Origin of the sequence: Chlorogloeopsis sp. ULAP02 (assembly GCF_038404745.2) — a bacterium.
In the GTDB taxonomy this organism is placed as follows: Bacteria; Cyanobacteriota; Cyanobacteriia; order Cyanobacteriales; family Nostocaceae; genus Chlorogloeopsis.
The window spans coordinates 187149-212751 of the sequence record NZ_JAYKTT020000002.1; the positions used below are offsets into that span (position 1 = coordinate 187149).

The 25603-nt window shown below is 41.1% G+C and carries 27 protein-coding genes; 11 read left to right on the plus strand and 16 right to left on the minus strand.

The annotated features are described in order from the left end of the window. Positions 1 to 10 precede the first annotated feature (10 nt). A complete protein-coding gene (locus U2718_RS02915; RefSeq protein WP_341994904.1) occupies positions 11 to 196 on the minus strand; it encodes a hypothetical protein in 186 nt (61 codons plus the stop codon). Further along, positions 180 to 545 carry a hypothetical protein gene (locus U2718_RS02920; protein ID WP_341994906.1) on the minus strand — a complete coding sequence of 122 codons (366 nt, stop codon included), beginning with the start codon at positions 543 to 545 and terminating at the stop codon, positions 180 to 182. The genes U2718_RS02915 and U2718_RS02920 overlap by 17 nt, the downstream gene beginning before the upstream one ends. Positions 546 to 562: 17 nt before the next feature. Between U2718_RS02920 and U2718_RS02925 the strand changes: the two genes are divergently transcribed. Then, on the plus strand, positions 563 to 733 hold the full coding sequence (locus tag U2718_RS02925; RefSeq protein WP_341994907.1) for a hypothetical protein: 171 nt from the start codon (positions 563 to 565) through the stop codon (positions 731 to 733). Between the two features lie 164 nt (positions 734 to 897). Here the strand turns inward: U2718_RS02925 and U2718_RS02930 are convergent, their stop codons facing one another. Beyond that, on the minus strand, positions 898 to 1668 hold the full coding sequence (locus U2718_RS02930) for a hypothetical protein (RefSeq protein WP_341994910.1): 771 nt from the start codon (positions 1666 to 1668) through the stop codon (positions 898 to 900). A gap of 596 nt (positions 1669 to 2264) precedes the next feature. Here U2718_RS02930 and U2718_RS02935 point away from each other — a divergent pair. From U2718_RS02935 to U2718_RS02945, 3 genes are all read left to right on the plus strand, one after another. Continuing rightward, positions 2265 to 4376: a TIGR00300 family protein gene (locus U2718_RS02935; protein ID WP_341994912.1), complete on the plus strand. Its 2112-nt coding sequence runs from the start codon at positions 2265 to 2267 to the stop codon at positions 4374 to 4376. Between the two features lie 331 nt (positions 4377 to 4707). Then, on the plus strand, positions 4708 to 5241 hold the full coding sequence (locus U2718_RS02940; RefSeq protein WP_341994914.1) for a DUF2085 domain-containing protein: 534 nt from the start codon (positions 4708 to 4710) through the stop codon (positions 5239 to 5241). Beyond that, on the plus strand, positions 5231 to 5446 hold the full coding sequence (locus U2718_RS02945) for a DUF2887 domain-containing protein (RefSeq protein ID WP_341994917.1): 216 nt from the start codon (positions 5231 to 5233) through the stop codon (positions 5444 to 5446). Before U2718_RS02940 ends, U2718_RS02945 begins: the two co-directional genes overlap by 11 nt. Before the next feature lie 445 nt (positions 5447 to 5891). Here U2718_RS02945 and U2718_RS02950 read toward each other — a convergent pair whose 3' ends face one another. The 3 genes from U2718_RS02950 to U2718_RS02960 all read right to left on the minus strand — a co-directional run bounded on the left by U2718_RS02950 (position 5892) and on the right by U2718_RS02960 (position 8540). Continuing rightward, positions 5892 to 6227, minus strand: a complete 336-nt coding sequence (locus U2718_RS02950; protein WP_016877168.1) for a XisI protein — start codon at positions 6225 to 6227, stop codon at positions 5892 to 5894. Beyond that, positions 6215 to 6631, minus strand: a complete 417-nt coding sequence (locus U2718_RS02955; protein WP_341994920.1) for a XisH family protein — start codon at positions 6629 to 6631, stop codon at positions 6215 to 6217. The genes U2718_RS02950 and U2718_RS02955 overlap by 13 nt, the downstream gene beginning before the upstream one ends. A 127-nt stretch (positions 6632 to 6758) precedes the next feature. Then, positions 6759 to 8540, minus strand: a complete 1782-nt coding sequence (locus U2718_RS02960; protein ID WP_341994922.1) for an N-acetylmuramoyl-L-alanine amidase — start codon at positions 8538 to 8540, stop codon at positions 6759 to 6761. An 83-nt stretch (positions 8541 to 8623) separates the two neighbouring features. Between U2718_RS02960 and U2718_RS02965 the strand changes: the two genes are divergently transcribed. From U2718_RS02965 to U2718_RS02975, 3 genes are all read left to right on the plus strand, one after another. After that, on the plus strand, positions 8624 to 10261 hold the full coding sequence (locus U2718_RS02965) for a CTP synthase (protein ID WP_341994924.1): 1638 nt from the start codon (positions 8624 to 8626) through the stop codon (positions 10259 to 10261). A gap of 278 nt (positions 10262 to 10539) precedes the next feature. Further along, positions 10540 to 10968, plus strand: coding sequence for a hypothetical protein (locus U2718_RS02970; protein ID WP_341994926.1), 429 nt, complete (start codon positions 10540 to 10542; stop codon positions 10966 to 10968). A gap of 61 nt (positions 10969 to 11029) precedes the next feature. Then, the gene (locus U2718_RS02975) at positions 11030 to 12058 is read left to right on the plus strand and encodes an HMA2 domain-containing protein (RefSeq protein ID WP_341994928.1); all 1029 of its coding nucleotides are present in this window, start codon (positions 11030 to 11032) and stop codon (positions 12056 to 12058) included. 60 nt (positions 12059 to 12118) lie between these two features. On the opposite strand, the gene U2718_RS02980 is transcribed toward U2718_RS02975, so the two are convergent. Both U2718_RS02980 and U2718_RS02985 read right to left on the minus strand, forming a co-directional pair. After that, the gene (locus U2718_RS02980; protein WP_341994930.1) at positions 12119 to 12517 is read right to left on the minus strand and encodes a type II toxin-antitoxin system HigA family antitoxin; all 399 of its coding nucleotides are present in this window, start codon (positions 12515 to 12517) and stop codon (positions 12119 to 12121) included. A 168-nt stretch (positions 12518 to 12685) separates the two neighbouring features. Further along, positions 12686 to 13774 (minus strand): VOC family protein, encoded by a 1089-nt coding sequence (locus U2718_RS02985; RefSeq protein WP_341994932.1) that lies wholly within the window; start codon positions 13772 to 13774, stop codon positions 12686 to 12688. Between the two features lie 98 nt (positions 13775 to 13872). On the opposite strand from U2718_RS02985, the gene U2718_RS02990 reads away from it, so the two are divergent. Continuing rightward, on the plus strand, positions 13873 to 14661 hold the full coding sequence (locus tag U2718_RS02990; RefSeq protein ID WP_341994934.1) for a glutathione S-transferase family protein: 789 nt from the start codon (positions 13873 to 13875) through the stop codon (positions 14659 to 14661). Positions 14662 to 14672: 11 nt separating this feature from the next. On the opposite strand, the gene U2718_RS02995 is transcribed toward U2718_RS02990, so the two are convergent. The 7 genes from U2718_RS02995 to U2718_RS03025 all read right to left on the minus strand — a co-directional run bounded on the left by U2718_RS02995 (position 14673) and on the right by U2718_RS03025 (position 19877). Then, positions 14673 to 15050: an SgcJ/EcaC family oxidoreductase gene (locus U2718_RS02995; RefSeq protein WP_341994936.1), complete on the minus strand. Its 378-nt coding sequence runs from the start codon at positions 15048 to 15050 to the stop codon at positions 14673 to 14675. A gap of 180 nt (positions 15051 to 15230) precedes the next feature. After that, positions 15231 to 16088, minus strand: a complete 858-nt coding sequence (locus tag U2718_RS03000) for a hypothetical protein (RefSeq protein ID WP_341994938.1) — start codon at positions 16086 to 16088, stop codon at positions 15231 to 15233. Positions 16089 to 16167: 79 nt separating this feature from the next. Continuing rightward, positions 16168 to 16659, minus strand: a complete 492-nt coding sequence (locus tag U2718_RS03005) for a cupin domain-containing protein (protein ID WP_341994940.1) — start codon at positions 16657 to 16659, stop codon at positions 16168 to 16170. A gap of 78 nt (positions 16660 to 16737) precedes the next feature. Next, on the minus strand, positions 16738 to 18297 hold the full coding sequence (locus tag U2718_RS03010) for a GMC family oxidoreductase (protein ID WP_341994942.1): 1560 nt from the start codon (positions 18295 to 18297) through the stop codon (positions 16738 to 16740). A 250-nt stretch (positions 18298 to 18547) separates the two neighbouring features. Continuing rightward, on the minus strand, positions 18548 to 19168 hold the full coding sequence (locus U2718_RS03015; RefSeq protein WP_341994944.1) for a class I SAM-dependent methyltransferase: 621 nt from the start codon (positions 19166 to 19168) through the stop codon (positions 18548 to 18550). A 37-nt stretch (positions 19169 to 19205) separates the two neighbouring features. Continuing rightward, positions 19206 to 19595, minus strand: a complete 390-nt coding sequence (locus U2718_RS03020) for a GFA family protein (RefSeq protein WP_341994947.1) — start codon at positions 19593 to 19595, stop codon at positions 19206 to 19208. A 21-nt stretch (positions 19596 to 19616) separates the two neighbouring features. Beyond that, entirely contained in the window at positions 19617 to 19877 is a 261-nt protein-coding gene (locus U2718_RS03025; protein ID WP_341994948.1) for a hypothetical protein, read from the minus strand. Between the two features lie 305 nt (positions 19878 to 20182). Here U2718_RS03025 and U2718_RS03030 point away from each other — a divergent pair, with 305 nt between their 5' ends. Together U2718_RS03030 and U2718_RS03035 are read left to right on the plus strand one after the other, a co-directional pair. Continuing rightward, the gene (locus U2718_RS03030) at positions 20183 to 20557 is read left to right on the plus strand and encodes a DUF4870 domain-containing protein (RefSeq protein WP_341994950.1); all 375 of its coding nucleotides are present in this window, start codon (positions 20183 to 20185) and stop codon (positions 20555 to 20557) included. A 382-nt stretch (positions 20558 to 20939) separates the two neighbouring features. Continuing rightward, a complete protein-coding gene (locus U2718_RS03035; RefSeq protein WP_341994952.1) occupies positions 20940 to 22055 on the plus strand; it encodes an amidohydrolase family protein in 1116 nt (371 codons plus the stop codon). A 115-nt stretch (positions 22056 to 22170) separates the two neighbouring features. Here U2718_RS03035 and U2718_RS03040 read toward each other — a convergent pair whose 3' ends face one another. Continuing rightward, entirely contained in the window at positions 22171 to 23793 is a 1623-nt protein-coding gene (locus U2718_RS03040; RefSeq protein ID WP_341994954.1) for a serine/threonine-protein kinase, read from the minus strand. Positions 23794 to 24209: 416 nt separating this feature from the next. Here U2718_RS03040 and U2718_RS03045 point away from each other — a divergent pair, with 416 nt between their 5' ends. Continuing rightward, the gene (locus U2718_RS03045; RefSeq protein ID WP_341994956.1) at positions 24210 to 25574 is read left to right on the plus strand and encodes a lipid-A-disaccharide synthase-related protein; all 1365 of its coding nucleotides are present in this window, start codon (positions 24210 to 24212) and stop codon (positions 25572 to 25574) included. The last annotated feature ends 29 nt before the right edge of the window (positions 25575 to 25603 follow it).

The following is a 25603-nucleotide window of genomic DNA, read 5'->3' on the forward strand; positions in this document are numbered from 1 at the left end:
CCTTTATCGATCACATATATGCAATCAATGTGACGAATTGTTGAAAGACGATAAATACCATGAAACCGTAGGTTCTCACAGTTAACTGATTATTTGCCACTGCTACACCACCAAAAAACAGCGTGGCGATGAAACCGATGACAACCACAAAGCGAATTGTCGGGAAAAAGGCAGCAGTGCTAGGGCGATCGCTCATATCGTGAGGTGTAGGAAGGCGAAATACCGCTACCAGAGAAGTAGCTCCGCTGTCCTCCCAACGTGGGGTACACCTCTTCATCATGGATTGCCCCAGACAAAATAACCAAAGATTGCACCAAATGGTCATGTACTGGTGCTTTGAGCGACCAATCCCGATGAAATTCCCAGTTATATAAACTCAGCCGTACCCCTGGTAATAATTCCATATGGCGGCTATAGCCCTGACCCAGACGTTCTGGTACACTCAAAAGTACTTCATAATTATCAAGTATCAAACTGGGATAGCGCAGTTGAGGAGTCTGCTGGCACAGTTCATTCCAGTCAGTTTGGCTGAGAGTGAGCGTCATGATGGGCTAAATTCAAGGTGAAGATTAAGCTAAATAAGAATTATTTGCAAAAATTCTACCACATTGATGTGAGCGGTCGCACTTTGCACACGCTACGCGATCGCTTACTCCAAGAATTTGCGTCAATTTCAGCACTAATAGCTAATGGCGGATTCTCTAAACGGGAGAGTAAAATTTCTCTAGCGTAATGAATCCGAGCGATGGTTTCTGGCTTCAGTCCTGGTGATGGTTGCAGGCTATCCTGACCAACATTGTAGTGTTAACAAGGGCCAATTAAATCTAGTATGCAAGCATGGTATGTAAGTTTGCTCATTGCTACCTGCTTAATTTGGCCCTGTACTCCAACTTTACCTTACTTTTGCACTGCCTTCTTAATCACAACGTGACCGACAGAGACTCTCATCCACTCTATCATTGATGGTTTTTTCGGAGGATTGCCAAAAAGTTCATTAGTTATATCGGGAGATCCACACTCATCTACAAGTTCTTTGACAAATCCAACCATGCCGCGCTGATGTGAAGGGAACTCTTTCTTGACAAGTACAATACGCAATTTATTAACCAACTTGCGAAATAAAGTAGTGTTCTGTATGAAAGAAATCTTCAACAAAGTGTTGAGAAGCTTTTCATACCAGGTGAAATCAACTTGCTGAGGAAAATACTTTTTCCCATCTGGATAAATATCCCAATAACTGCATCCCCAATCTTCAATAAAGTATAAACCACCTGGCTTGAGGTAATTCTCAAACAGATGCCAAAAGCTAATCCTTGTATATTGTCCAATGTGGGATGCATCATCAACAATCACATCAAAACCGTTCGGCGCAACTTCAGCTGCTATCTTGTTCAAGATTTCGCGGTTCTGTTGTTCCCCCTGATAGACTTTAATCCGGTTGGATGGGTCGTTAATCTGTACTGGATGAATATCAAGACCAATTATCTGAGCTTTCGGAAAAAAATCACGCCAGTACAGTAAAGATTTACCTTCAGCGACTCCTAACTCAAACAGTACGATTTCCTGATCTCTCAAGGGTTTAAGATACTCTTCATAATTTCTTAAGTAATGTTGACAAGCGAGTTTATCAATAGGCATTGCTTTTTCTGTAGCTTTGCTTGTATTCATACTTACCTCAATTGATGTTACTCTGTATGATTTGGTAACTCGAATATTTTGTGGCCTGTGGACTGGAATCTAAATAATGTAATAATTTCAGTGATTTTGAAAATAGTTTTGCAACCAGTCTGAAGCCATGCACTTGTTTGTAATAGTAATTCCGTGTCAAGGAGGCAGATATAAATTTTCTGCATAACCTTTAGCAAAGCATATGATTTCTCTATAAAGAAATGCCACAGAGCAACTCTAATCAAGCAAAACTTTTTCTTTAGTTGATTGCCTGTGCCTGAATCTAAATAGCTCCAGAAATATAGTTTAATGGGGAAAAAAGACCTTTAGTGAACATTAAGTATGATTTTTTAGGATGATGTTCAATTATTCTCTATTTTTCTCATACTACGGCTGAGAGTATTAAAAATAAAACCTGTGTTATTGCAGATAATAGAATAAAAAAGAAGTCTTTTGAGAGCTTCCAACTATCACAAGGTAGAATTTTAGTAACAAATTCTACAGAATAGAATACACAAAAATCTGTATTCAGTCATAGAACGATAACCTCCAGTACGCCTTTGGCGAACGCATCCATAACGCTTGTGAAATTTTTTATGAATTCCCAGATTCGCTATTTAATGTGTCCCCCCGACCACTACGATGTTGACTATGTGATTAATCCTTGGATGGAAGGAAATATTCACAAGTCATCGCGCGCTCGCGCCGTCGAACAGTGGCATAACCTCCATAAAATTCTTAAAGATCATGCAATTGTAGACTTAGCGTCACCACAAAAAGGTTGGCCTGACATGGTGTTTACTGCCAACGCTGGTTTGGTACTGGGCGATAACGTAGTTCTAAGTCGTTTTTTACATAAAGAGCGCCAAGGAGAAGAACCTTATTTCAAACAGTGGTTTGAAGAAAATGGTTACAAAGTCTACGAACTACCTAAAGACTTGCCTTTTGAGGGAGCAGGGGACGCACTGCTGGATCGGGAAGGACGTTGGCTATGGGCGGGGTACGGATTTCGCTCAGAATTAGACTCTCATCCCTACCTCGCAAAATGGCTGGATATCGAGGTGTTATCCCTGCGATTAATAGATGAGCGCTTCTATCACCTCGATACTTGCTTTTGTCCGTTAACAGACGGCTATTTGCTTTACTATCCTGCTGCTTTTGATTCCTACTCAAATCGCTTAATTGAAATGCGAGTAGCACCCCAAAAGCGGATCGCTATAGATGAAACTGATGCAGTAAACTTTGCTTGCAACGCGGTAAATGTAGACCGTGTTGTAGTGATGAACAAAGCTAGCGATGCATTGAAAGCACGTCTTACCGATATTGGTTTCCAGATCCTTGAAACACCACTCACAGAATTTCTCAAAGCGGGTGGTGCAGCAAAATGTCTAACGCTACGAGTAACAGAACCAGTTAGAGAAGAAGTTCATGCCAACACGCTCGTCGAAAGCCGCATCGTTCGCATGGAAGGACACTTGCTTGATGCTGGCTTAATTAACCGTGCTTTGGACTTGATTGTAGACAATGGCGGTAGTTTTCAAGTATTAAATTTCAACTTGGGAGAACAACGGCAAAGTACTTCCAAAGCAGAAGTGAAGGTGACAGCACCTTCCCATGATGTGATGGAAGAAATTATCTCACAGTTAATTGACTTGGGGGCAGTAGATTTACCTCAAGACGAGCGAGATGCCAAACTAGAACCAGTTACGATCGCTGGTGTTGCTCCCGATGATTTTTATGTCACCACGATTTACCCCACCGAGGTGCGAATTCGCGGTGAATGGATCAAAGTAGAAAATCAACGTATGGATGGCGCGATCGCTATTTCTCAAACTCCTCAAGGTTTGGTAGCACGGTGTAAATTATTGCGCGACTTAGAAGTTGGCGAGCAAGTCGTCGTCGATGTACAAGGTATCCGCACCATCCGCAAGACTGAATCGCGAGAAAAACGCAACGCTGAGGAATTTAGCTTTATGTCAGCGGGTGTTTCTAGCGAGCGGCGCGTAGAACTAGTTGTAGAACAAGTAGCTTGGGAATTGCGTAAAATCCGTGATGCAGGTGGTAAAGTAGTTGTCACAGCTGGCCCTGTAGTAATTCACACTGGCGGTGGCGAACACCTGTCACGACTGATTAGAGAAGGATACGTGCAGGCACTATTGGGTGGTAACGCGATCGCTGTTCACGATCTCGAACAAGCGGTTATGGGGACTTCCCTTGGTGTAGATATGAAGCGGGGTGTGGCGGTACGGGGCGGACACCGCCATCACCTCAAGGTAATTAATACCATCCGGCGTTACGGCAGCATTGCCAAAGCTGTGGAAGCGGGGGTAATTAATAGTGGCGTTATGTATGAGTGCGTCAAGAATAACGTGCCTTTCTGCCTTGCCGGTTCAATTCGCGATGACGGGCCTTTACCCGATACTCAGATGGATCTGCTCAAAGCACAAGCAGAATACACCCAACTGCTCAAAGGTGCAGAGATGATTTTAATGTTGTCATCGATGCTGCATTCTATTGGCGTAGGCAATATGACACCTGCGGGAGTGAAAATGGTATGTGTCGATATCAATCCAGCAGTTGTGACGAAGTTAAGCGATCGAGGTTCGGTAGAATCGCTTGGTGTTGTCACAGATGTAGGATTGTTCCTGAGTCTGTTAGTGCAGCAATTGGATAAATTAACAAGTCCGTATACTGCCAAGGTGAATTAATAGAGGATTTCCCGGCTGAAGTTAACGGTAAGCCGGGAAACTAAATGATTACTGATACAAGCTTTGATTGTAATTTTTTCCCTGCTTAACAGCAAAATTACTGGGATCACAATAAATACACAAGAATATGAATTATGAATATTGAGTATTTTGTCGTGCTTTAGATATTATTAATCAATCAAAATCCATCATAATTTTTGAATTTGAACCCGACGCTCATAATACAAATCCTGAAGGTGCGTTAAAAAATAATCAGCGATCGCGCTTTGATAAAATAGCTTGATGTAGTGATTAATCTATTGAAAATAAAATCAAAGCAAAACAGGAAGTTATGATTCAAGGAGTAGCTTTCAACAGAGAGTCAGAAATTCGCTGGGTAAGTCTTGTTGCAGACATTTTATTAGCGGGGATGGTATTAGGGCCGCTTGCAGCACCTTTTCTGGCAGCATCTGGATTGCCAATTTTACCTGTCATTGCGGACATTATTTATTTTATGGGTAGTCATGTTTGCCCACAACCGGACATGGGAGTAGCCTTGGCTGCACCGTTTATTATGGCTGTGTGTATGCGTTGCTACGGTACAGTAACGGGTTTGCTGCTCACTCGTTTATTGTGTGGGGTGACTGGCGGTAAAGGTTTTTACTGGTTGCATCAATATGGTTGGAGTGGTGTAGCCCTTGCCAGTGTTTTGATGATGGCTTATCCGTTGGAATTAGCAGCAGAAGTTTTGGGATGGTTGAGTTTCAATAATTACATTGTTACAGTCTTTGGGTTGATAACGGGTTTGGCATGGGGCTTGTTGACAATGCCGATATTGCACGGGCAAGAGATAAATTCAACAAGTTCGTTAGCAAATGAAAACTGATTCCATTTTTTATCAAATATTTGAGAATTTTCCTGGTATTTTCTTTGAATTTATTGCTCAACCTGCTGTAATCAGTGATATTGATGAATTTATTGCAGTGGAAGTTAAACAAACAGCTTTTCGTATAGATAGTTTGTTTCTTCCCGAACCAGGCTTAATTGAACAACTTATCTATTTTCTAGAAATACAGACTCGCACGAAATAATAGATTGATTGCAAAATCCAATTTTATGATCGTAACGAACACAGATGGACACAGATAAACACAGATAAATTATCCGTGTGCATCTCGTGGTTTATCTGTGGTCGATTTCTAAAACATGATTTTTACTATGCTTGTGCTTTTGGCACAGTAACAAGTTTAAGACAGCTTATACCAATTTAAAATCTCGTAGTTTAACATTTGCATCGCTGTGTTATTTTAATGCAACCGCTTGCATTGTTAATGCATCAGCTTGATACTTATTTGGAATGGCGATCGCTAGTGTAAAGTAGATGTCTTAAGCGATGTTGAGCGAGGCGATCGCTTCACTTTTATATACTGGTTAAAGTTGCCATAATCTTTGTAAGAATCAAACTTTGTTCAGAAGTCGAAAATCAACTGTAGCACGTCAATTGTACTTTCCTCGTTCTAAATTCATGGGTTAAACTTATGCAACAGCATATCCTGTGTGTTGCCTCACATTTTGCGGGTGAAAAGCTAAGACAATTTTATCTTTGGGAATTCCGGCAGCTTCTAATTCGTAGGTTACGCCATCTTCTGTGTCATCTCGTTGCACCCAGATTTTGCCATCAATAATGTCAATATGAACTAAGCACCCGTGAATTCGCTTCGCACCATCCCAGCCAAGAGTTACCAGCAAATAGCTATCATTTTCGCTATCAAAGACTGTTTTACACTCAATAGCTGCGTAGGAATAAGGAATTTGTGTGTAAGGTACTAACACATCTTTGATGATGCGTCGATAATTATCTAAGGTATCCATTGGATAATCCTCTCAGTCTCTGGATTAAAAACGAGTAACTTTAGATTCTCAGTTTCTATTAAAAGTGTACCAATTGGTTCCTCAAACAAAGTGACAAATACGGTGTCACGTACTGCTAAATATAATTTTCTTTCTGGTTCCAGGCGATTGATTACAGCACGATACATGATAAATCCGCCAATGGCATCTTTTAAATCTGCCATTTCTGAAGGACTGACAAAACTTTTAATTTCTACAGCTATTTTTTTAGTTCCTTGTTCTGCTGCTAAGAGTTGTTTTGCTCCTAAATCTACATACATATCTTTTTGACCCCACTTTAAATGCAGGGGATCATCTGTAATTATCCAGCCTTCTTGAATTAAGGCATTCTTAACAGCATCGTGATAAATATCTTTTGCAGGCATCTAAAGTTTTACCTTATTTACTGCCAAAATCACCTTAAATAGTTCCACCTCCTGAGTTTTACGAGGTTAACTAAAGTCGCGATCGCCCTCTGTTAACATCCATAATCTCAAGTAAAATAAACCCGGTTTACTCTACACTCTTAAACCACTCAACAATCCCTTGTGCGATCGCCTTTGCTAATTTCTTCTGTTCTTTCTCATCTGTTACCCACTCAAATTCCCAAGGGTTGCTCATAAAACCCAACTCCAACAACACCGATGGCGCAGCAGCTGGGCGTGTGAGCGCTAAGTTATTCCAAAACACGCCATAGGATGGACGCTCTAATTTCTCAACGAGATAATTTTGTATAAATACTGCTAAACTGTGCGCTTGGGGATGATACCAAAAGGTTCCCACTCCCTTAGTGTTTTCAGCATCACCACTATCAGGCAGAGAGTTGTAATGTATGGATAAAGCTATAGTTGGTTCTTGTTGATTGATGATTGCTTGACGTTCAACTAGCGACACTTCTTTATCTTCTTCTCGTGTCATCACTACTGTTGCGCCTCGCTTCACCAACTCATCTCGCAGTAACTTTGACACTACCAAATTTACATCTTTTTCCAGAACTCCATTTGGTCCTGATGCGCCTGATTCTTTCCCACCATGTCCGGGATCTAATAAAATTTTGATTCCAGATAAAGGTTTGCGTTTAGAGTCAGGAATTACTGGTGAGTGACGCAAACTTAAAACTAAGCTTGTAGCGTCGTATCTCAGCTTATATCCCCATTGTTGGTCTTTTTTGAGGTTAAAGGTATATTGTATTTGTCCTGGTGCCACCTGCTGCCAATCGAGACGAGAAATTAAAGGGTTATCATCTAAGCGAATAATATCTGTTTGGGCAGTTGTATTGTAGAGGGTGAGAGTAAATGTGCGATCGCCTTGTTGTACGGAAATCGGCACGGGAATTTGCAGGGGAAAAACCATCTCCGTGCGATCGCTCAGTGGGCGGTAACCAACACTGCGAATAATTGAGCGTGGGGGAATTGCTCCTGATATGATTGTTGTTTCTTTACTATTAATCCAGCCGCCATAGTCTAAGCGCAACCATTCTCCTTCCCTTCCTGTGACTGCGGCTTTAGTTCCTTTGGGTAGGGGTGTGAGTCGAGAATAATCTGTGCTCGGCCCGGTGCGGGCAACACCAGCTTCTGCTGTCACCGTGACAACTTGCGGTTGTGCGGGTGAAAGAATGGTGATTTTTCCGGGGCTTTCCTGAGTTATTGTTTTACCATTAAGTGTAAGTTGAAACTGAGGTTTACCCAAATCCACATCTTTGGTATTATCCGATAAACCAATACCAAAACTAATGGTGCAACCCTCATATTTACCAATGGTAGATTGAGCAGGCTGGTTTTTACCTGTTAATGCTGCCAAGTTACTTGGCAATTGAACTTGTTGAAGTTGAGGCGCAAGAGGTATTGTTTGATTACCCAATTTCACAGATACACTGGCATTAGAAGCAGCGATCGCGCTAAAACAAACAAGTTCCCCTGGCAGTCTGGCTATATCTGCTGCTGGAGTCAGGGAATCTTTAGCAAAAGCTAGCCCTTGTGGTACTTCAGGTTGGGTAGCAAGCCTTGTTACTTTAATCTGAACGGTTTGATTTTGGTGACTTACGGTAAAGAGATTTTCTCCCAACTGTAAGGGTAAACTGGGAGCAAAATGACCAGACTTACTGCGGTTTACCTGTTTTCCATTGATGAGAACTTGTCCGGTTGGTGGCGCTGTGCCAATGAAAAAAATTTTATCGCTGCTAGTCTGGTAGTTTGCGGGAGGATAAACAACCTGAAGGGATTGCTCTTGTGCCAAAACTACTACAGTAGAAGAAAGTATAGAACCTAATAATACTAATCCTAAAAGTGATCTCACGCCAAAATAAAACTAAGTTTCACAACAATTACTGTGGCACAATGACGGGGTGTATCTGGGGAAGTTGCTAGAATTTACGAATTATGACGAAGTTTGTATTTGTGACCGGCGGTGTAGTTTCAAGTATCGGCAAGGGCATTGTAGCAGCAAGTTTGGGACGGTTGCTAAAATCGCGAGATTATTCGGTGTCGATTCTTAAACTCGATCCTTATATTAATGTCGATCCAGGAACCATGAGTCCTTTTCAGCATGGTGAAGTATTTGTTACTCAAGATGGCGCTGAAACAGACTTGGATTTGGGACATTACGAACGCTTTACCGATACTTCTATGTCCCGTCTCAATAGTGTTACCACTGGCTCAATTTATCAAGCAGTGATTAATAAAGAGCGTCGTGGTGACTATAATGGCGGCACGGTGCAGGTAATTCCCCACATCACCAATGAAATTAAAGACAGGATTTCTAGAGTAGCTAGAGATACAAATCCTGATGTAGTAATTACAGAAATTGGCGGTACAGTGGGCGATATAGAATCACTGCCGTTTTTGGAAGCAATTCGCCAGTTCCGCAAGGATGTAGGACGGCAGAACGTCTTGTATTTACACGTCACCTTAATACCGTGGATTGCTTCGGCGGGTGAAATGAAAACCAAGCCGACACAGCATTCAGTCAAAGAACTGCGATCAATTGGGATTCAACCAGATATTTTAGTCTGTCGGTGCGATCGCTCTTTGCCAGGAGGTTTAAAACAGAAATTATCAGAGTTTTGCGATGTGCCACCAGAAGGTGTGATTCCTGCTGTAGATGCCAAGAGTATCTATGAGGTACCCCTAATTTTAGAACAGGAAGGACTAGCGCAGGAAGCATTGGAGTTGCTGAATATGGAGCAACGCGAACCTGATCTGAGCCAGTGGCAAACTTTAGTAGAAAGGTTATATAGTCCCAAACATCGAGTAGAAATTGCCATTGTCGGTAAATACGTACAATTAAGCGATGCCTATCTTTCTGTGGTGGAAGCGCTGCGTCATGCAGCCATTGCTATGGGTAGCGAACTGCACCTGCGTTGGGTAAACTCAGAAAAATTGGAAGTTGAGGGAGCCGAAAATCACTTAGATGGCGTTGATGGTGTAATTGTACCCGGAGGTTTTGGCGTACGCGGGGTAGATGGAAAAATCGAAGCCATCAAATACGCTCGCATTCGCCAAATTCCCTTCCTGGGCTTGTGTTTGGGAATGCAATGCTCTGTCATTGAATGGGCGAGAAATGTGGCGGGATTTGCAGATGCCCATAGTGCCGAATTTGAACCTCATACAGAAAATCCTGTTATTAACCTGTTGCCTGAGCAGCAGGATGTAGTGGATTTAGGCGGTACAATGCGTCTAGGTTTATATCCTTGTCGTATTCTCCCTAATAGCTTGGCATTCCGTCTGTATCAAGAAGAAGTGATTTACGAACGGCATCGCCACCGTTACGAATTCAATAACGCCTACCGCAACCTGTTTTTAGACTCTGGCTATTTAATCAGCGGTTCTTCTCCTGATGGACGCTTAGTAGAAATTATTGAATTGCCACAGCACCCTTTCTTTATTGCCTGCCAATTCCATCCCGAATTTCAATCTCGCCCTAGCGCACCCCATCCTTTGTTTAAAGGATTTATCGAAGCTGCGATCGCTCGTTTTGAATCTTCCTCAGGCACACAAATACCTCTTGAAGTTTTTTAATTTTCTAGAGAAATTACGCAAAACGTTCAGCTAGTTTAAGAATTATACTCTGCTAAGTGGGTGATTAGGGGCTAGGGACTAGGGACAAAGAGGAGGACAAGGGGAAGGGAAGAGGGAAAGACAAGGGGAATGTAAATGAAAATTCTCCTAATACCCAATCCTCGATACCCAATACCCAGTACCTATTGCCCTTTTAGTGTATGCAGCTGATGACAGCTACTTAAAAAGGTGGCGTATCAAAATAAGTTCCTGAAAAATTTGGAACATGAGGGGATTTTGTGGCGTACTGGATGAAAATCAACTACGAGAGGAGAGAATATGTAGTTAATTTTGAGCGTGTCAGCGCGTTTTGTTATGAGCAAAACGGCAGGATAACTTTTTGGTTACCTGATAGTGCCATCCCGATTATTATTAATCCTCAAACAAATCAACAAGATTACCAAAAAATTCTGGAGTATGTAGAACAATTTACACAGCCAGAATTAGCTCGTAATCATTGGGTAAAAATATATTACGAGAGAAATGAGTATCTAATTAATTTGAATTGCATCAGTTCTTTTTGTTATGAACCAGCCAACGGTAGGATAACTTTTTGGTTGCCAGACGGTATTATTCCGATCATCATCAACCCAGCAAGTAATCCGGCTTCCTATGAGAAAGTTTTGAGCTACATCAGAAATACAACGGGATATTCTTTAGTTGAGTAGACAAGCAAAAATTGGGAGCGGGTAATAGTAACTGGGTACTAGGTACCAGGGACTTGTAATTATGCCAGTTCAATCACCAAAAGTTGACTATCAAGTTGTACATGCGATCACCGGAAGAATTCGCATTAGAGTTCCTCGTCTCAAAACAGATCCCGACTATGGCGATCGATTACAGCAAATAGTAAAGTCTCTCGATGTGGTTACAGATGTGCGTGTTAATGCTGCCAATGCTTCCGTGGTAGTTCAGTACAATTCCGCAGATATCGAAAATAAAGTAATGCAGAGAGAACTGGCAACCTGCATTCAAAAAGCTGAACAAACAGAAACAACTGCACCTGAACCTTCTGTGGAACCTGTAGCAGAAAGAACAGAGCAAAATGATGTAGTTATCGAAGATGTTGCCCAGACAACGAACAAAAGCGCGGCAATTCAGGTAACCGACGAATATCTATCTCAAATCGACGATCAGTTTCCCATCAACGTTGATCTGGAAAATAAACTGTTTGAGATTGGTATTCCTGCCTTACAAATATTACAACCTCTTAATGTTGAACTTAAAAAGTTTGCAGCCGAACATGAGAAAAACACAGATTTGCAGCGCATCCAACTAGATTTAGAAGCTTTTCTCAGAGAAGGTGGTTTTCTAATTAATGGCAAAGCCCACGGTAAATTCAGAGAAACTTTTATTGTCAATCCGATTACTCGTAGAAAGCATCATACTCCCTGGATGTCGATTGCTGCTGTAGGGATCGCAGAACTCGATGCAACCGTTGTTGATGAAACAATCAATGTTAACCTCACCAAATTGAAAGTTTCTGGTGATTCGGGCAAGTGGTACAAAGAATTAGTGAAATATGCTTTTGAATATCTCTTTAAAACTAAACTCGTAGCTAAAATTAACGACGCTTTATCTAAAATTGATGGTGCCAAGGTACAGCAAATTTTCTTTCAGTTAAAAGGAAATGAAAAAGTACGAGCAAAAACTCAGAAGTTGGGTTTGACTCCAGAGAAACTAGATGAGTTGTTGGAACTCGTTGAGGTAAACGCTAGAGTTTCTCCCGATTATTTATGGCTGTACGTTCAGCTTTGAAAGGCTCTCTCTTTCAAGGCGATCGCATATGTTGAAAACTATTCACATAATGTATCTCAGCTAAATAAACAGCTCTAAAGAAACATGAAAAAACTCTGCTAGCGCCTTTGCCTGAGCTTTGCTTATTCCTCGTTTGCCATTCACAATTTCTGAGACAACTCCTTTGGAACCAATAATTCCAACTAAGTCAGATTGTTTTATTCCTCGTGCTTCCATCAAATGTTCAAGAATTTCATGAGGAGATGATTCTCTCATTGGATAGTTTTTGCTCTCATACTCTTCAATGAGACTAACTAATAGTTGTAGAATAGCTGTCTGCTCTGGAGAACGATTTTTACATCCCATCAACTTTTCTACAGCCTCTAGAACAAAGTCATATTCTTCTTCTGATGTAATCACTTTTGGTTGAAACTCAGCCAAGAGCTTGCCATATATTTCTCTATCAAAAGTAAGGGCCATTTTCCTTATTTACGTCCTATATTAGAGCACTCCATAAATTACTTTCTTCAGTTTTCATCCTCACTAAAAATTATTATTCTCTAACTGTGTGAATGGTGGACGATATTAATAACTTTACTTAACTCTGTCAAAAGTAAGGATCATTTTTCCAATTGTCCTTATCCCAACTTACCTCTCCACTATCCGCATCACATGCCCATCCGGATCTCTTACCAAAAACCCCTTTTTAAACCCTAATCTTTCCCCTGGAATTCTCACCACCCTCGAAGAAACAAAGGCAGATTTACTCAACCTTAGCCTTTGCGCTATCGCCTCTGCATCCTTTACTACCAGTGTTGTTTGCCAATGCAGTAAATCATTAGCACGCGCATCTACAGGAAATGGTCGTCCGTCTCGCGGTGTAAGGTATTCTAGAAATTCTATACCGGGGCCATTAGGCGATCGCATCCCGCTAATATGCAACCTTGCCCCAAAGACATTATTCAGATACTCCTGTTCTGTGCCGTAATTTTCGCTTTCTCCAGCCAGTTTTAAACCTAGTAAATCCCGATAGAACTTCAAGCTAGCCTCAGTATTAGATACAACAATTGCCGTATGGTCAATTCCCAAAAATAATTGGTTGGTTGATTTCTGCCATTTGCGATCGCCTTTACCCGGAGGGAAGTAAATAATTTCTAAATTGTGTCCATCCGGATCTTTAAAGTAAAAAGCGCGAATTCCTGCTGCTGCTTTATTCGAGTCGGGAAGGCGTTGAGGTGCAGTTGAGGCGTGTTGCACTTTCAACGAACGCAAGCGCTGGTAAGCTTTATCCATATCACTAACTACAATAGCAATATGTTGAAACCAGCGATCATTACTCCGTGAATCTACAGGAATGGTTCTACCTTTAGGTGTTAAATATTCTGTTAGCTCAATTACCTCATCACCCAATTGCATCCCCACCACCCGCATCCGCACGCCAAACAATCCTTGTAGATGTTCGTATTCTGTACCCCAAACTTCTACATCAGAAATTTTTTTAAAGGACAAAACTTGGGAGTAAAACTTTACAGCTTGATCCATATCAAAAACAGTCATTCCTACCGAATCTACAGCAGCAACAGCTTTCTGAGTGGTTTGATTTTGGGGAATTACTGTTGAGGGTGCATCCTGTCGCCGTTCAATTTGCGAAAGTGCATAATTATGCGGTGTAAAAGCAACAGCAAATCCAACACTAGCTAATAGTAGTGTTTTAGCGATATTTCTGTTAAATTTCATGAGAGTATCAGTAGAGTAAAAGTTCACCAGTTCTCGATTTAGGCTGTTCAAATTCAAGGGAAAGTATTTCTAATTAAGTAGCAGGGAGAACTTAACTAATGATCATCCTCTACGAACATCCGCTATCTCCTTATGTACAGAAAATCAAAATTGCCTTACGCGAAAAGGGGATTGAGTTTGAGTCCAAAGCACCTGAGTTAACTGGAGGCGGATTTGGAGGTAGCGAGTTCCTCCAAGCCAATCCTCGTGGGGAAATACCGGCTCTTGTTGATGGCGATGCCAAGATATTCGACTCTACAATCATCCTTGAGTACATCGAAGAAAAATGGACTGAACCACCACTGCTGCCGAGCAATCCACTAGAGCGAGCGCGTGTCCGCACGATCGAAGATGTTATGGATACCTACTACGAGCCTATTAACTGGGGGTTGGGTGAAATCAACTTCTTTGGTAGGGCGAAGGGTGAACTTGCCGAAACTATCGTTGGCAATGCCAAAGAACAAGCCGCGAAGAGTCGCCAATGGCTAACCAAACAGCTAGGCGATCGCGAATGGTTCAATGGCGATCGTTTTGGCTGGAGCGATCTGTGTATCGTTCCCCACCTCAATTTGTCGTCAACTGTATTCGGGATTGCACTAGAAGCAAATTCCCCACTTGCCGATTGGTTCAAACGCGTTAGCGTGCGTCCAAGTGTCGCACAAACATTGCAGGAAGTACAAGACTCCCTTGCTGGATTAGATCAATTTCCGCACCTCATTGAACAAGGACTATTCAAACGTGAGTACCGCGATCATCGTCTTGAGTGGATGATTCGTATGGGTGGGCTTCAAGTCGTACTCGACGGCATCGAGAAAGACAACATCCGATTTAGTTATGATTTCGCTTGAAAAATTGAATTTTAAGCTCCAGAATTAGAGGGTATATTGGAGTCTATATATTCTCGCCAGCGAGTAATTAATCCTTCTTTGAAATCAACTAAAATCGCATCTTCTGCTTTTTGCTGTTTGCCTGTTTCGTTGTTTGTATCTTCCCAAGTCCACTCAACAGCTGCGCGATCGCCATCAATGAGGATTTGTTTAATCTCAATTTTTACACCTGAATGAGTCGCAGCAAATTCAGCCGTTACTTGTTGAATTGCAGTTCGTCCTACATAACTATTACCAGGAACAATGAACTTTCCATCTGGTGCAAATAACTCAGCAAAAGCATCAGCATTTCCTGTCATCCAAGCTTGAGCCGCTTGTTGGATAATTGAGTGAATTTCTTCTACTTTCATCACTGCTAGTCCCTCTTGATATATTGTGGAAATAATAGAATTTGGGATTTGATTATGGTAGAACAGACTTGTGTTAATCCATCCAGGTGACAGAAGCACAAGTACGATGAGAAATCCTAGAAACAGAAATGACTTTTTAATTGCAATAGTTTTTCTTCTGACTTCTTGATTCTGAATTCTTCATGCTTTGAAAAGGCTTTTGGAACCTTGCAAGGCAGAGTCTAAAAAAACTTGAATTTGTTTGATTTTTTCTTCCCCTTCACCACTGACATCAGATGCTTTAAGAACAGCCCCAACCCAATCCTGAGTATGCCAAAAACCACCACTTGCTAATTCAGTAAGATTTGTTATTTCGGGATAAGGATAGGGAGAAACATACCAGTATGGTTCGTTATAATTAGTATCCCCCGGAGACATGCCAATACCCACAGTTATTGGTTCGCCATTAGATGTCTTACCAACAGTAACGAGTGTGGCAATATCGAAATGATGCGGCCAAATGTGAATCGATGATGCTCCCTCTTCTTTTGCAACTATTTCCTGTAAAAGTAAGTTAGTAATAGCATAGTAATTTGCTAATTCTTGTCTGCCAGATTTCTTGGTGTTAGCATCAAAGGCAGCACCGTGGGCAATTTTATAATCAGGAAAATCAGCATATGGATAGGAAGGCATGTTGACTTTGTCTGCATCAGCACCTAATTTGGCAATTTCTTGTTTGTGCCATTCTATTCCTGCTGCTAAAGTTTTCTGATTTAAAGAAAGTTCGGCTATCTTTTGATTTTGTTCATCAATAATTAATGATGTTAAATTGACTGGTTCGAGAGCAACTCGAAATGATTTTTCTGCTGGAATAAGTTCTCCTATAAAGGCTTTTAATTCAGGGTTCCAACTCAGGCTGGTATGGCTGTAGTCTGGTTTTGGTTGTGCTAGCTCTGAACTGATCGCAGCAATAAACTGAATTGCATAGTGTAACTGAAGCCTGCTTTGTGTCAAAGTTTGCGGATCAATTTTGCCTGTTATTTGTTGTTGCTGCATCATAAATTTTTCTTGTTCCAATTTTTTGAGCTAAAGTTTCCATATGGATTAGTCTTTGTGCGGGCGATCACTTCCTAAGCTCCTACTCTTGAGCAGGTGGAGGAAGAATTTCCAAACCGTACTTAGGAGCAGTTGCCAGCAGTTTTTCAATATCAGCGTTAGTCACAGCAGGAGGTGTAGCATTTAACGCCATAACTGCTGTACCCACTTCGATAAAAAATTTCTCTAACCCGGCTGGAGTAACCCAGCACAATAATTTGGCTGGTTTGACAGCGATGTTGCGAAAACTATGTAGTTGCCCTTTAGAGGAATGAACGAAAGTTCCAGGTGTAGCTACAATTGTTTGTTCCCCAAGTTGAAACTCTATTTCACCTTCTTGAATGTAAAAAGATTCGTTTTCGCGCGTGTGTATATGAGGTGGAACCGTGCTGTGGGGTTGCATGACAATTTCAATTAGCCCATAGGCTTGGGCTGTATTTTCACCGAGCGCTTTAAAGGTGTACAAGTCTCCAAGTACCCAAGAAGAAGAACCTTCACCTGGTTGCATTACTATGTCGTGTTGATTGATAGTCATGGTGGTTTTTCCCAGAATGTGGAAAATTAATGAACCGCGGAGGCGCAGTGAACGCAAAGGAAGAGCAAATGGAGGGTTTTACTTTATTCTTTCTATCAAGTGTTCGCCGACACGTAGGGCATTTGCAATAATTGTCAATGTAGGATTGACTGCACCACTGGAGAGGAAAAAGCTACCATCTACAACGTAAAGATTGTCAATATCGTGAGTGCGACAGTTTAAATCTAATACAGAGGTTTTAGGATTTTCGCCAAAGCGGCACGTACCTACTTGATGCCCAACACCATCTAAGGGTAGTTTACCTGTAAAGTAACTTTTACCACCTTTGACAAAATAGGAACAGTTAGGCATAATTTGCTGACCGCATTCAATAGATTTGAGAGTTTCAATCCAGCGTTGTTCTAAACGGTTGTAAACTTCGCTATTGTTCTCTGTATATTCAATGATAATTTTGTCACCATTTACGCGCACGCGATTGTTGGCATCAGGTAAATCTTCCACTGTGATCCACCAATCGATGGAATGGGTTGCCACTTCTTCTGGTGTCAATGGTGCGTAAGCTTCTGGATTTCCTTCTAGTGCTTCTTTGCTGACTTTACCTAAAGTTTGAATTTGTCCCATTGGATAGTTATAATTTTCTTCACCCCAGTAAAAATCATTGATGGAGAGGGTTTTCTGAAAAGCTGTGGGGTTGGGCTTTTTTGCTACTCCAATAATTGAACCTAATACGTGTTTCATGAAATTCCGTCCCACCAAACCAGAACTATTTGCCAGTCCGTAAGGATGTTTTTCATTTGCAGATTTGAGCAGTAGTACGGAGGAGTTAATGGCACCGCAAGCTACAGCGACAATATCTCCTGAGAATATCTGTTTGTGTCCCTGAACCTCTACTTCTACCCCTGTTATTTCTCGCCCAGACGGGCTGGTGAGTAGTTTTAATACTTTGGCTTCTGTAATTAATGTGACGTTATTTTGCCCAAGGACGGGACGTACTGTGCTCACCTCTGCATCAGATTTGGCTTGCACGAGGCAGGGAAAACCATCGCAAGTATTGCAACGGATGCAAGTACTTAAGTAGCGTTGTGCTTCATTTAAACGAATACCTACTGGAGTGTGGTAGGGATGTAACCCTTGTGATTTCAATGCATCACTGATTTCCTCAATCCGGGGTTCGTGGCTCACAGCAGGATAGGGATATTCCTCGCTGCGAAATGGTTCTGTTGGATCTTCTCCAGTTTTACCATGTACCTGATAAAGTTTTTCGGCTTGAACGTAATAAGGCTCAAAGTCACAATATTTGAGCGGCCATTCTGGAGAAATGCCGTCTTGATGGTGGTATTTCTCAAAGTCCTTTTCTCGCAATCGAAATAATGCTGCACCATAAACTTTGGTATTGCCTCCGACAAAATAACTCATGCCGGGGTGTAATTCATTACCGTCTTTGTCGTACCAGACTTCAGAATTATGATAGCGATCTGTATTAAAAACTATTTTAGTATCCCAGTTTGCTTTCTCTCTGGGTAAAAATGGCCCGCGTTCGAGTACTAAAATTTTCTTGCCACTTTGCGCCAATTTGTAAGTAAGAGTTCCACCACCAGCACCAGTACCAATAATAATAATGTCGTAATGTTCAGACATACTGCTATCTCCTGTTTTGAGAGTATCATCAGCCAAGAAAGCAGTTAAGAAATTATAGGCTGCTAAGAATTTGAGTATAGGTAAGTTAAGAGTTTGACAAAATTATTCTTATTCTAGGTTCAGCAGAAATTAAGGTTGAAAGAATAGGTAAGTAAGTTGGTAACAAAAATTCAATTTATGTGAATAAATATAAATTAGCTGTAGGGTGTGTTTTGCGCAGCACAACGCTGCTATTAGCTAATACCTTATTTTACTTTGTCCCTACTCCAATAATGTGAGGACTAACAATTGGTATTGGTGCTTGAAAATGTTCATAATTGAGACTAGTAAAACCAGCCTTTTCTAATCCTAGCCAAGTTTCGCGATCAGGACGACAACCATCACCAATAATTTTCCAAACAGGGCGAACTGTAGTTTGTACTTTTCGCTGCAAAGTTCCCTGAGGTGCGGCAACATGTTCAATAAATAAGAATTGTCCACCCGGTTTGAGAACTCGTAAAATTTCTTGTAAAGTATTAGCTATATTTGGTACTGAACATAAAACTAAGGTACTAACAACAGCATCTATGCTATTGTCTCCAGCTTCTATATGTTCAGCAGTGCCTGTACGAAGGTAGATATTATCTAAACCTAGCTTGTATGCTTCTTGTTTTAAATAGTTGTGCATATAGGGATTTGGCTCAATTCCTACCCAATTAATACCTTTAGGAAAATAGGGTAGATTAGCACCTGTTCCTGGCCCTATCTCTAAAACTTTACCGTGAAGATTAGCAAATAAAGATTGCTTTTTTTCTCCAACAAATTTGTTATACGTGCCGCTACCTTGAGCCATGATCCAGGCAAACAAACGTTGACCACATTTAGCACACATAACTACTACCTCTTAGTGCGTTTTTTACCTTCTCAATTCACTGTAATTTATGTATATTCTCTTCCCAATTTGCTCCATCAAAAGGCACAATTTCAAAATTAGATACCACATCGCCATCTAAACAGCGAATATTGACATCAATACAGTCGGGGTGACTGCGAGGAATATAAAAAGAGTGAATTCCACAGATACAGCAAAATTTGTGTTGGGCAACTCCTGTATTAAATGTGTAATTTGTCAACACATGTTCGCCCTGCAATAAAGTAAATTTAGCTTGCGGCACAATTAAATGTAAAAAGCCCTTTTTTCTACAGATTGAGCAGTTGCAATCATCGGCTTTGTGTTTGTCAACTACTACTCGAAAACGCACCGCACCACAGTGACACCCACCTTCATAAGTGGCTGATTTATTAATATTTGCTACCATGTAATTTAAAAATTCAAGATTTTAGGCTTGTAAATTTGCTTGTTCTTGTAACCAGGAATCTACGGGTTGTCCATCTTTGCGCCGCAATTCGATTTCCACTACCATTACTTCTTTAGAACCAGGAGGCGCAGGTTTTTTGTGAAAAACAATATCATAATCCATTGGATTGTGACCTCTTTCTTTCAACCATTCTTGTACTTTAGTTGTGGCAAAAAAACTTTGCCCCTGTTCAAACATACGAGTAATCTGCATTTGTAGGGATAAGGGATTTAAACGACCCATTTTTACCGCCTGTGTTAAGTAATATAAAGTAATAGATTTGTGTGACTTTGTCTTACTTTATGTTATCTCTGCTGCTACTCCTCCTAAGATATAAAAGTGTGTTAGCGAAACTTAACGTATCTTGTGAAGGTTTTGGTGCCAAGAGTTCGGTAAACCTCCTAAGTCATAGTTAATGAGTAATACTCAAAGCTAATCCGTCTCAAGCAAAAGCCTGAAAAATTGCTGATTACGGTAACCTGCAATATTAAACCTAGTTAGGCGATCGCTAGAATTAAAGCTAAAAGGCGAATTGAGGAGCCACCAGGATGCAAGTCACATACGATTCCCAAAAGCGCAAGTTGCTATCATCTCTGTATCATGGGGCGATTTTCTTGAGCACAGCATTGTTGTCGATTGGGATTCCAATTGCCATTAACTTAATTTCTGAAGATCCAGTTGTGAAAAGCAATGCCAAAGAATCAATTAATTTTCACTTCAATGTTTGGTTCTGGGCAACCTTAATTGGAGTTCCGATTGGGATTCTATCTTGGCTTACCTTCGGTATTGGTGGAGTTTTGTTCTTCCCCGTTGTTGCTCTTGGCTTTTTACTACACTGGGGATTGACAATTTGGGCATTGTTGCGTTGTTTTAGCCAACCTGATGAACCTGTTCGTTATCCATTTATTTTTCGACTGTTCTGATTGTAACTACACCACATCAGGGTGATTGCTAGAAAAGGGATCTATATCGTGTGCGTTGAAAGACTGATCGTTGATGCTGTTAGGGTAAAGATTTCAGCGATCGCGATTAGCAAGACTTGATATGAAATAAATATCCCTTTTTATTGATTATGCGATCGCACTTTTCTCTATGAAGGAGAACTTAACTAGTCTGCTCCTGAAGACTAGTTTCTAGGAAGCCGCAGTGAAAACAAGGAAATCTGAATAATCCTCTTTGCGGTAGACAGACAAAGTAACAAGTTTATATTTACTGTATAGCTGTGGTTATAAATATTAACTCGTAAATAACCTACTGCTAAATTGCTAATGCAATTATGGCGGGTATCGACAGCGAGGATTTTAAATGAATCTGTTTGATATTCCCATTATTGACCAACACGCCCATAACTTGTTACAACCAGAAATTGCTGACAGCTATCCTTATGCTGCCGCATTTACCGAGGGCTATGCTCCAGAGATTGTTAACTTCCATGCCCGCCATACCTTATTCTATCGACGCAGTCTCCGAGAAATTGCAGCTTTACTTAACTGCGAACCACAAGAAGAAGCAATATTAGCGCGTCGTAAAAGCTTGGGACTAGAGAAGTTAACACAACTTTATTTTCATGCTGCAAACTTAAATATAATTTTTTTAGATGATGGATTGCAACCAGGCTCTATCCAATCACTGTCATGGCATGAACAATTTGTTCCTGTGAAAAGAATTTTGCGACTAGAAGCTTTGGCAGAAGAACTGATTGTTAAGAGCGATGACTTTAGGACATTTTTAGAAAAATTCACGAGCGAAATCGATCCACCACCTGCTGGAGTTATAGGTTTCAAGAGCATTGCTTGCTACCGCACTGGTTTGGATATTCAACCTGTTTCTTTAGCAGCAGCAGCTTGTAATTTTTACGATCTCAAACAAGAATTAGAATATCAACCTTTACGTCTTGCTAACAAATACTTAATTGATTTTCTGCTGCAACAAGCGCTAGCAATTGCTGCTAAATATCACCTACCAGTGCAATTCCACACTGGCTTTGGCGATCCTGATCTGGATTTACGATTAGCAAATCCTCTTTACTTGCGTTCTTTATTAGAGTCATCCCAGTATCGGGATGTTCCGATTGTTCTACTTCATGCTTCTTATCCATATATGCGGGAAGCTGGATATTTGGCTTCTGTTTATCCCCAAGTCTACTTAGATTTTGGTTTGGCAGTACCTTTTTTAAGCGTATCGGGAATGCGTGTAGCAGTCAGACAATTATTGGAGTTAGCTCCTACCAGTAAAGTCATGTATTCATCCGATGCCCACTCAATTCCAGAATTGTATTATTTAGCGGCAAAGTGGGGACGTCAAGTTCTAGCAGAAGTGTTAGAGGAAGCAATTCGGGATTCCGATTTAACTGCAAATGAAGCAGATGAGATTGCGGTTGCAATTTTGCGTGAGAATGCTCTTGCTCTTTATCAAAGTTGAGTAGTCGAGCAATATAAATTATCTAGTTAAGTAAGGGAACAGGGTTGGGAGAACAGTGAGTACAGAAGCCCAAACCTCAGCGTAGCGGGTTTGGGTAGTTCACCAAAGTAGTACTTCAGTCACTCTCAAATTGCGGCTTTTGTGTATTTGTATCTTCTTTAGTTTCCTTACTACGTTGAAAAAGTTGACTATCAGTGTTTGAGTTTTGCTGAAATTCCTGGGTTGGAACTACTACCGCAGGAGGATTTGACTGTCTAAACTCCCTAGTTTCTGGCACTGTTGGTACAACAACTGAATTGGATCTTTTCGCTGGTGATTGTGAAGGAAAGAATTTACCAGAAGATGGTGACTTATTTTCTGGGGAGATGGAGGTAGGAGTTTGACGAGTGTCTCGAATTGTGCGCAGTTTTTCCAAAAGCGATGGCGATGAAGCGTTAGAGGCAGCAGGTGTTGTTCCTTGTAATTTGCGGCGTTGAGTTTCTGTCGCTGCCGGGGTAGTTTTGGCTGATTCTTCTGAATTATTTTGATTTGATTCTGAATTTACACTTCGACTGCGTCTACGCCGGGGAGAGCTAGAAACAGGTGTAGATTCTACTTTTGACTGGGCAGAATTAGCAGGGGAGGGTGTAGTGGTTTGCAATTCTATAAGAGGCTGTTCAAAAATCGGCTTTGGAGATGGCGGTTGAGGTTTGAATAATATATTAGTAATGCCAAAACCTACTGTCGCAGCAACAACAGCTACACCAGTACCAACAAAGATTTTTGGCGATCGCCGCAGTTGATTGGCAATTCGATTACCATTTACTGGAGGTACTGAAACCTGGTTTTTTATTGCAGCCCTTTTCGATAAATTTTCTTGCTGTTGCTGAACAGATAAATTAATTGTTGGTACCGTTTGAGTTACTGCTGGTTGCGGTAAAGGAATTTTTCCATCTCCAGGTAGCAACTTTAACCAATCTTCTACTGTCTGGGGACGAAATTTCGCTTCAATTGCCATACCACGCATCACTGCTTGATTAACAGCAGCGCTTAGGTGGGGCTGTAGTTCACGGGGAGTAGGCATCTGTTCGCGATCGCGCAGTAGTGCGGACATCGGAACTAGTCCTGTTAACAGGGAATATAATGTTGCTGCTAAACCATAAACATCGGTTGCAGGCGATCGCGGTGCTTGGGATAGGTACTGCTCAATCGGAGAATAGCCCTCAGAAACTATCCCAGTATGAGTTTGTCTGACACCACTGTTAAACTCCCTGGCTATGCCAAAATCAATCAGCACAACCTCCTGAGTTCCTTGGCGAAGGATAATATTATCTGGTTTGATATCCCGATGCAGCAAACCATTTTGATGCACTACTTGCAAAGCTGCTCCGATTTGACGGATGTAATGAATTGCCGTCGCCTCTGGCAATGGTATAACTGGCAGAACATATGCCTCTCCCAAGGTTTCGCCAGGAATATATTCCATCACCATGTAAGGCAGCCCAGCTTCGACAAAGAAGTCACTAACCCGGACAATATTGGGGTGGATACATGTTGCTAAACGTCGGGCTTCATCCTGAAATTGACGCTCAAACTTGGCAAAATCAGGATGTTGCCTGAGCTTTTCGTTGAGGGTTTTAATCACCACTGCCTGATTTAAGTAGTGATGAGTGGCTTTGAAGGTAATACCAAAGCCCCCTCTACCAATTTCCTGGTTTAAGGTATACTTCCCACCCTGCAATGTTGTACCAGCTAGCATAGTGTTTTAGATTGGTATTTTTAATATGGGTTTGGGCTATCCATTTCTAGATTTTAGATTAGGGTAAACAATTAACCTCATGATACGAAATCTAAAATTTAAAATCTTAATTGCAAAAGCTGATTGATAAGTAAAATGCGATCGGTTGTTTCCAAAAATGTTAGTATCATACAGAACATTTAATTTTTTACCGCCGCACCTCATCAACACTTGTTATTTATAACCTGTATTTTATATTACCCCTGTACTACAAGTAAAAATATTATCATAATAATTTCGCATTAATACTAATCTAGTTTACTGGCAGTTAGTCTGTACTATGTTTATGTACTGAGGTGAGGTAATAGGGATGGTACTAACTCCCAGGTTCTTTCCTCTTGCCCAAAAAGACAGCAGATATTAAATTTTTGTTTCTTATGAGTAATGCGTCATCCTTCCCTTTAACATCTCAAACTCAAGGCACAACTTCTCGATTGCGATTATTGGCTTTAAGCAATGGCCATGGGGAGGATGCGATCGCAGTCCGTATTTTACATCAACTTCAGCAGCTACAAAATCCGCCAGTTTTATCTGCCTTACCTTTAGTTGGTGAAGGATACACTTACCAAAAATTAGATATTCCTCTGATTGGTTCAGTACGTACCATGCCTTCTGGCGGTTTTATTTACATGGATAAACGTCAATTGATGCGTGATCTCAGGGGAGGTTTACTGCAACTAACTTTTCATCAAATTCAAGCTATACGTGATTGGGTAAATTCTCAAAAAAAGTTAGGACACCAAAGCGCTATTTTAGCTGTTGGAGATATTGTACCGTTATCGCTGGCTTGGATTAGCGGTGCTAACTATGCTTTTGTTGGCACAGCCAAATCAGAATATCATGTGCGAGACGAAGTTGGTTTACTAAAACGTAACAAAAAAACTGCGTGGTTAGAAAATTTTTCCGGTTCTATTTATCATCCTTGGGAACGTTGGCTCATGAGTCGCCGACGTTGCAGGGCTGTGTTTCCCAGAGATTCATTAACTACACAAATCTTAAAAAAGTGGTCTATTCCCGCTTTTGATTTAGGCAATCCAATGATGGATAGTTTAGAACCGTCTTTTCCTACTGCCAGATTTTATGGTGCTGAGATTGAAAAGCAAGAATTAGCTAGGCCTCTAATTGTAACTCTCTTACCTGGTTCCCGTCCTCCAGAAGCGTATGCCAACTGGCAGAAAATTTTGATTGCTGTATCTGCATTGATAGAAATTTTTCAAGAACGAAATTTTCAAGTACGTGCTTCTAATACCTTAGTGTTTTTGGGTGCGATCGCTCCTAGTTTACACTTTGAAAGTATCCGCCAAATTCTCCAATCTTACGGCTTTTGTCTTTGCTCAGAATCTCCTATGCAAATTCCTGATCCTAATGCTTTGGCATTCAAACAAAAAAATACCTATCTTATTTTGACACAAAGCGCTTACAACGATTGCCTACATTTAGCAGATATAGCAATCGCGATGGCAGGTACAGCTACAGAACAGTTTGTAGGTTTAGGAAAGCCAGCAATTACAATTCCTGGCAACGGCCCACAATTTACTTTTGCCTTTGCGGAAGCACAAAGTCGTCTTTTGGGAGCAAGCGTGATTTTAGTAGAGCAACCACAGGAAGTTGCACAAGTCGTGCGATCGCTTTTTGCCAATCCAGATCAACTGCACAGTATTGCCGAAAATGGACTGCGACGGATGGGAAAACCAGGTGCAGCGCAACGTATTGCAGAATGTTTAATCAAGAGGTTAGGTTAAGTTTAACGGTAAATGGAGATAATCTGAAA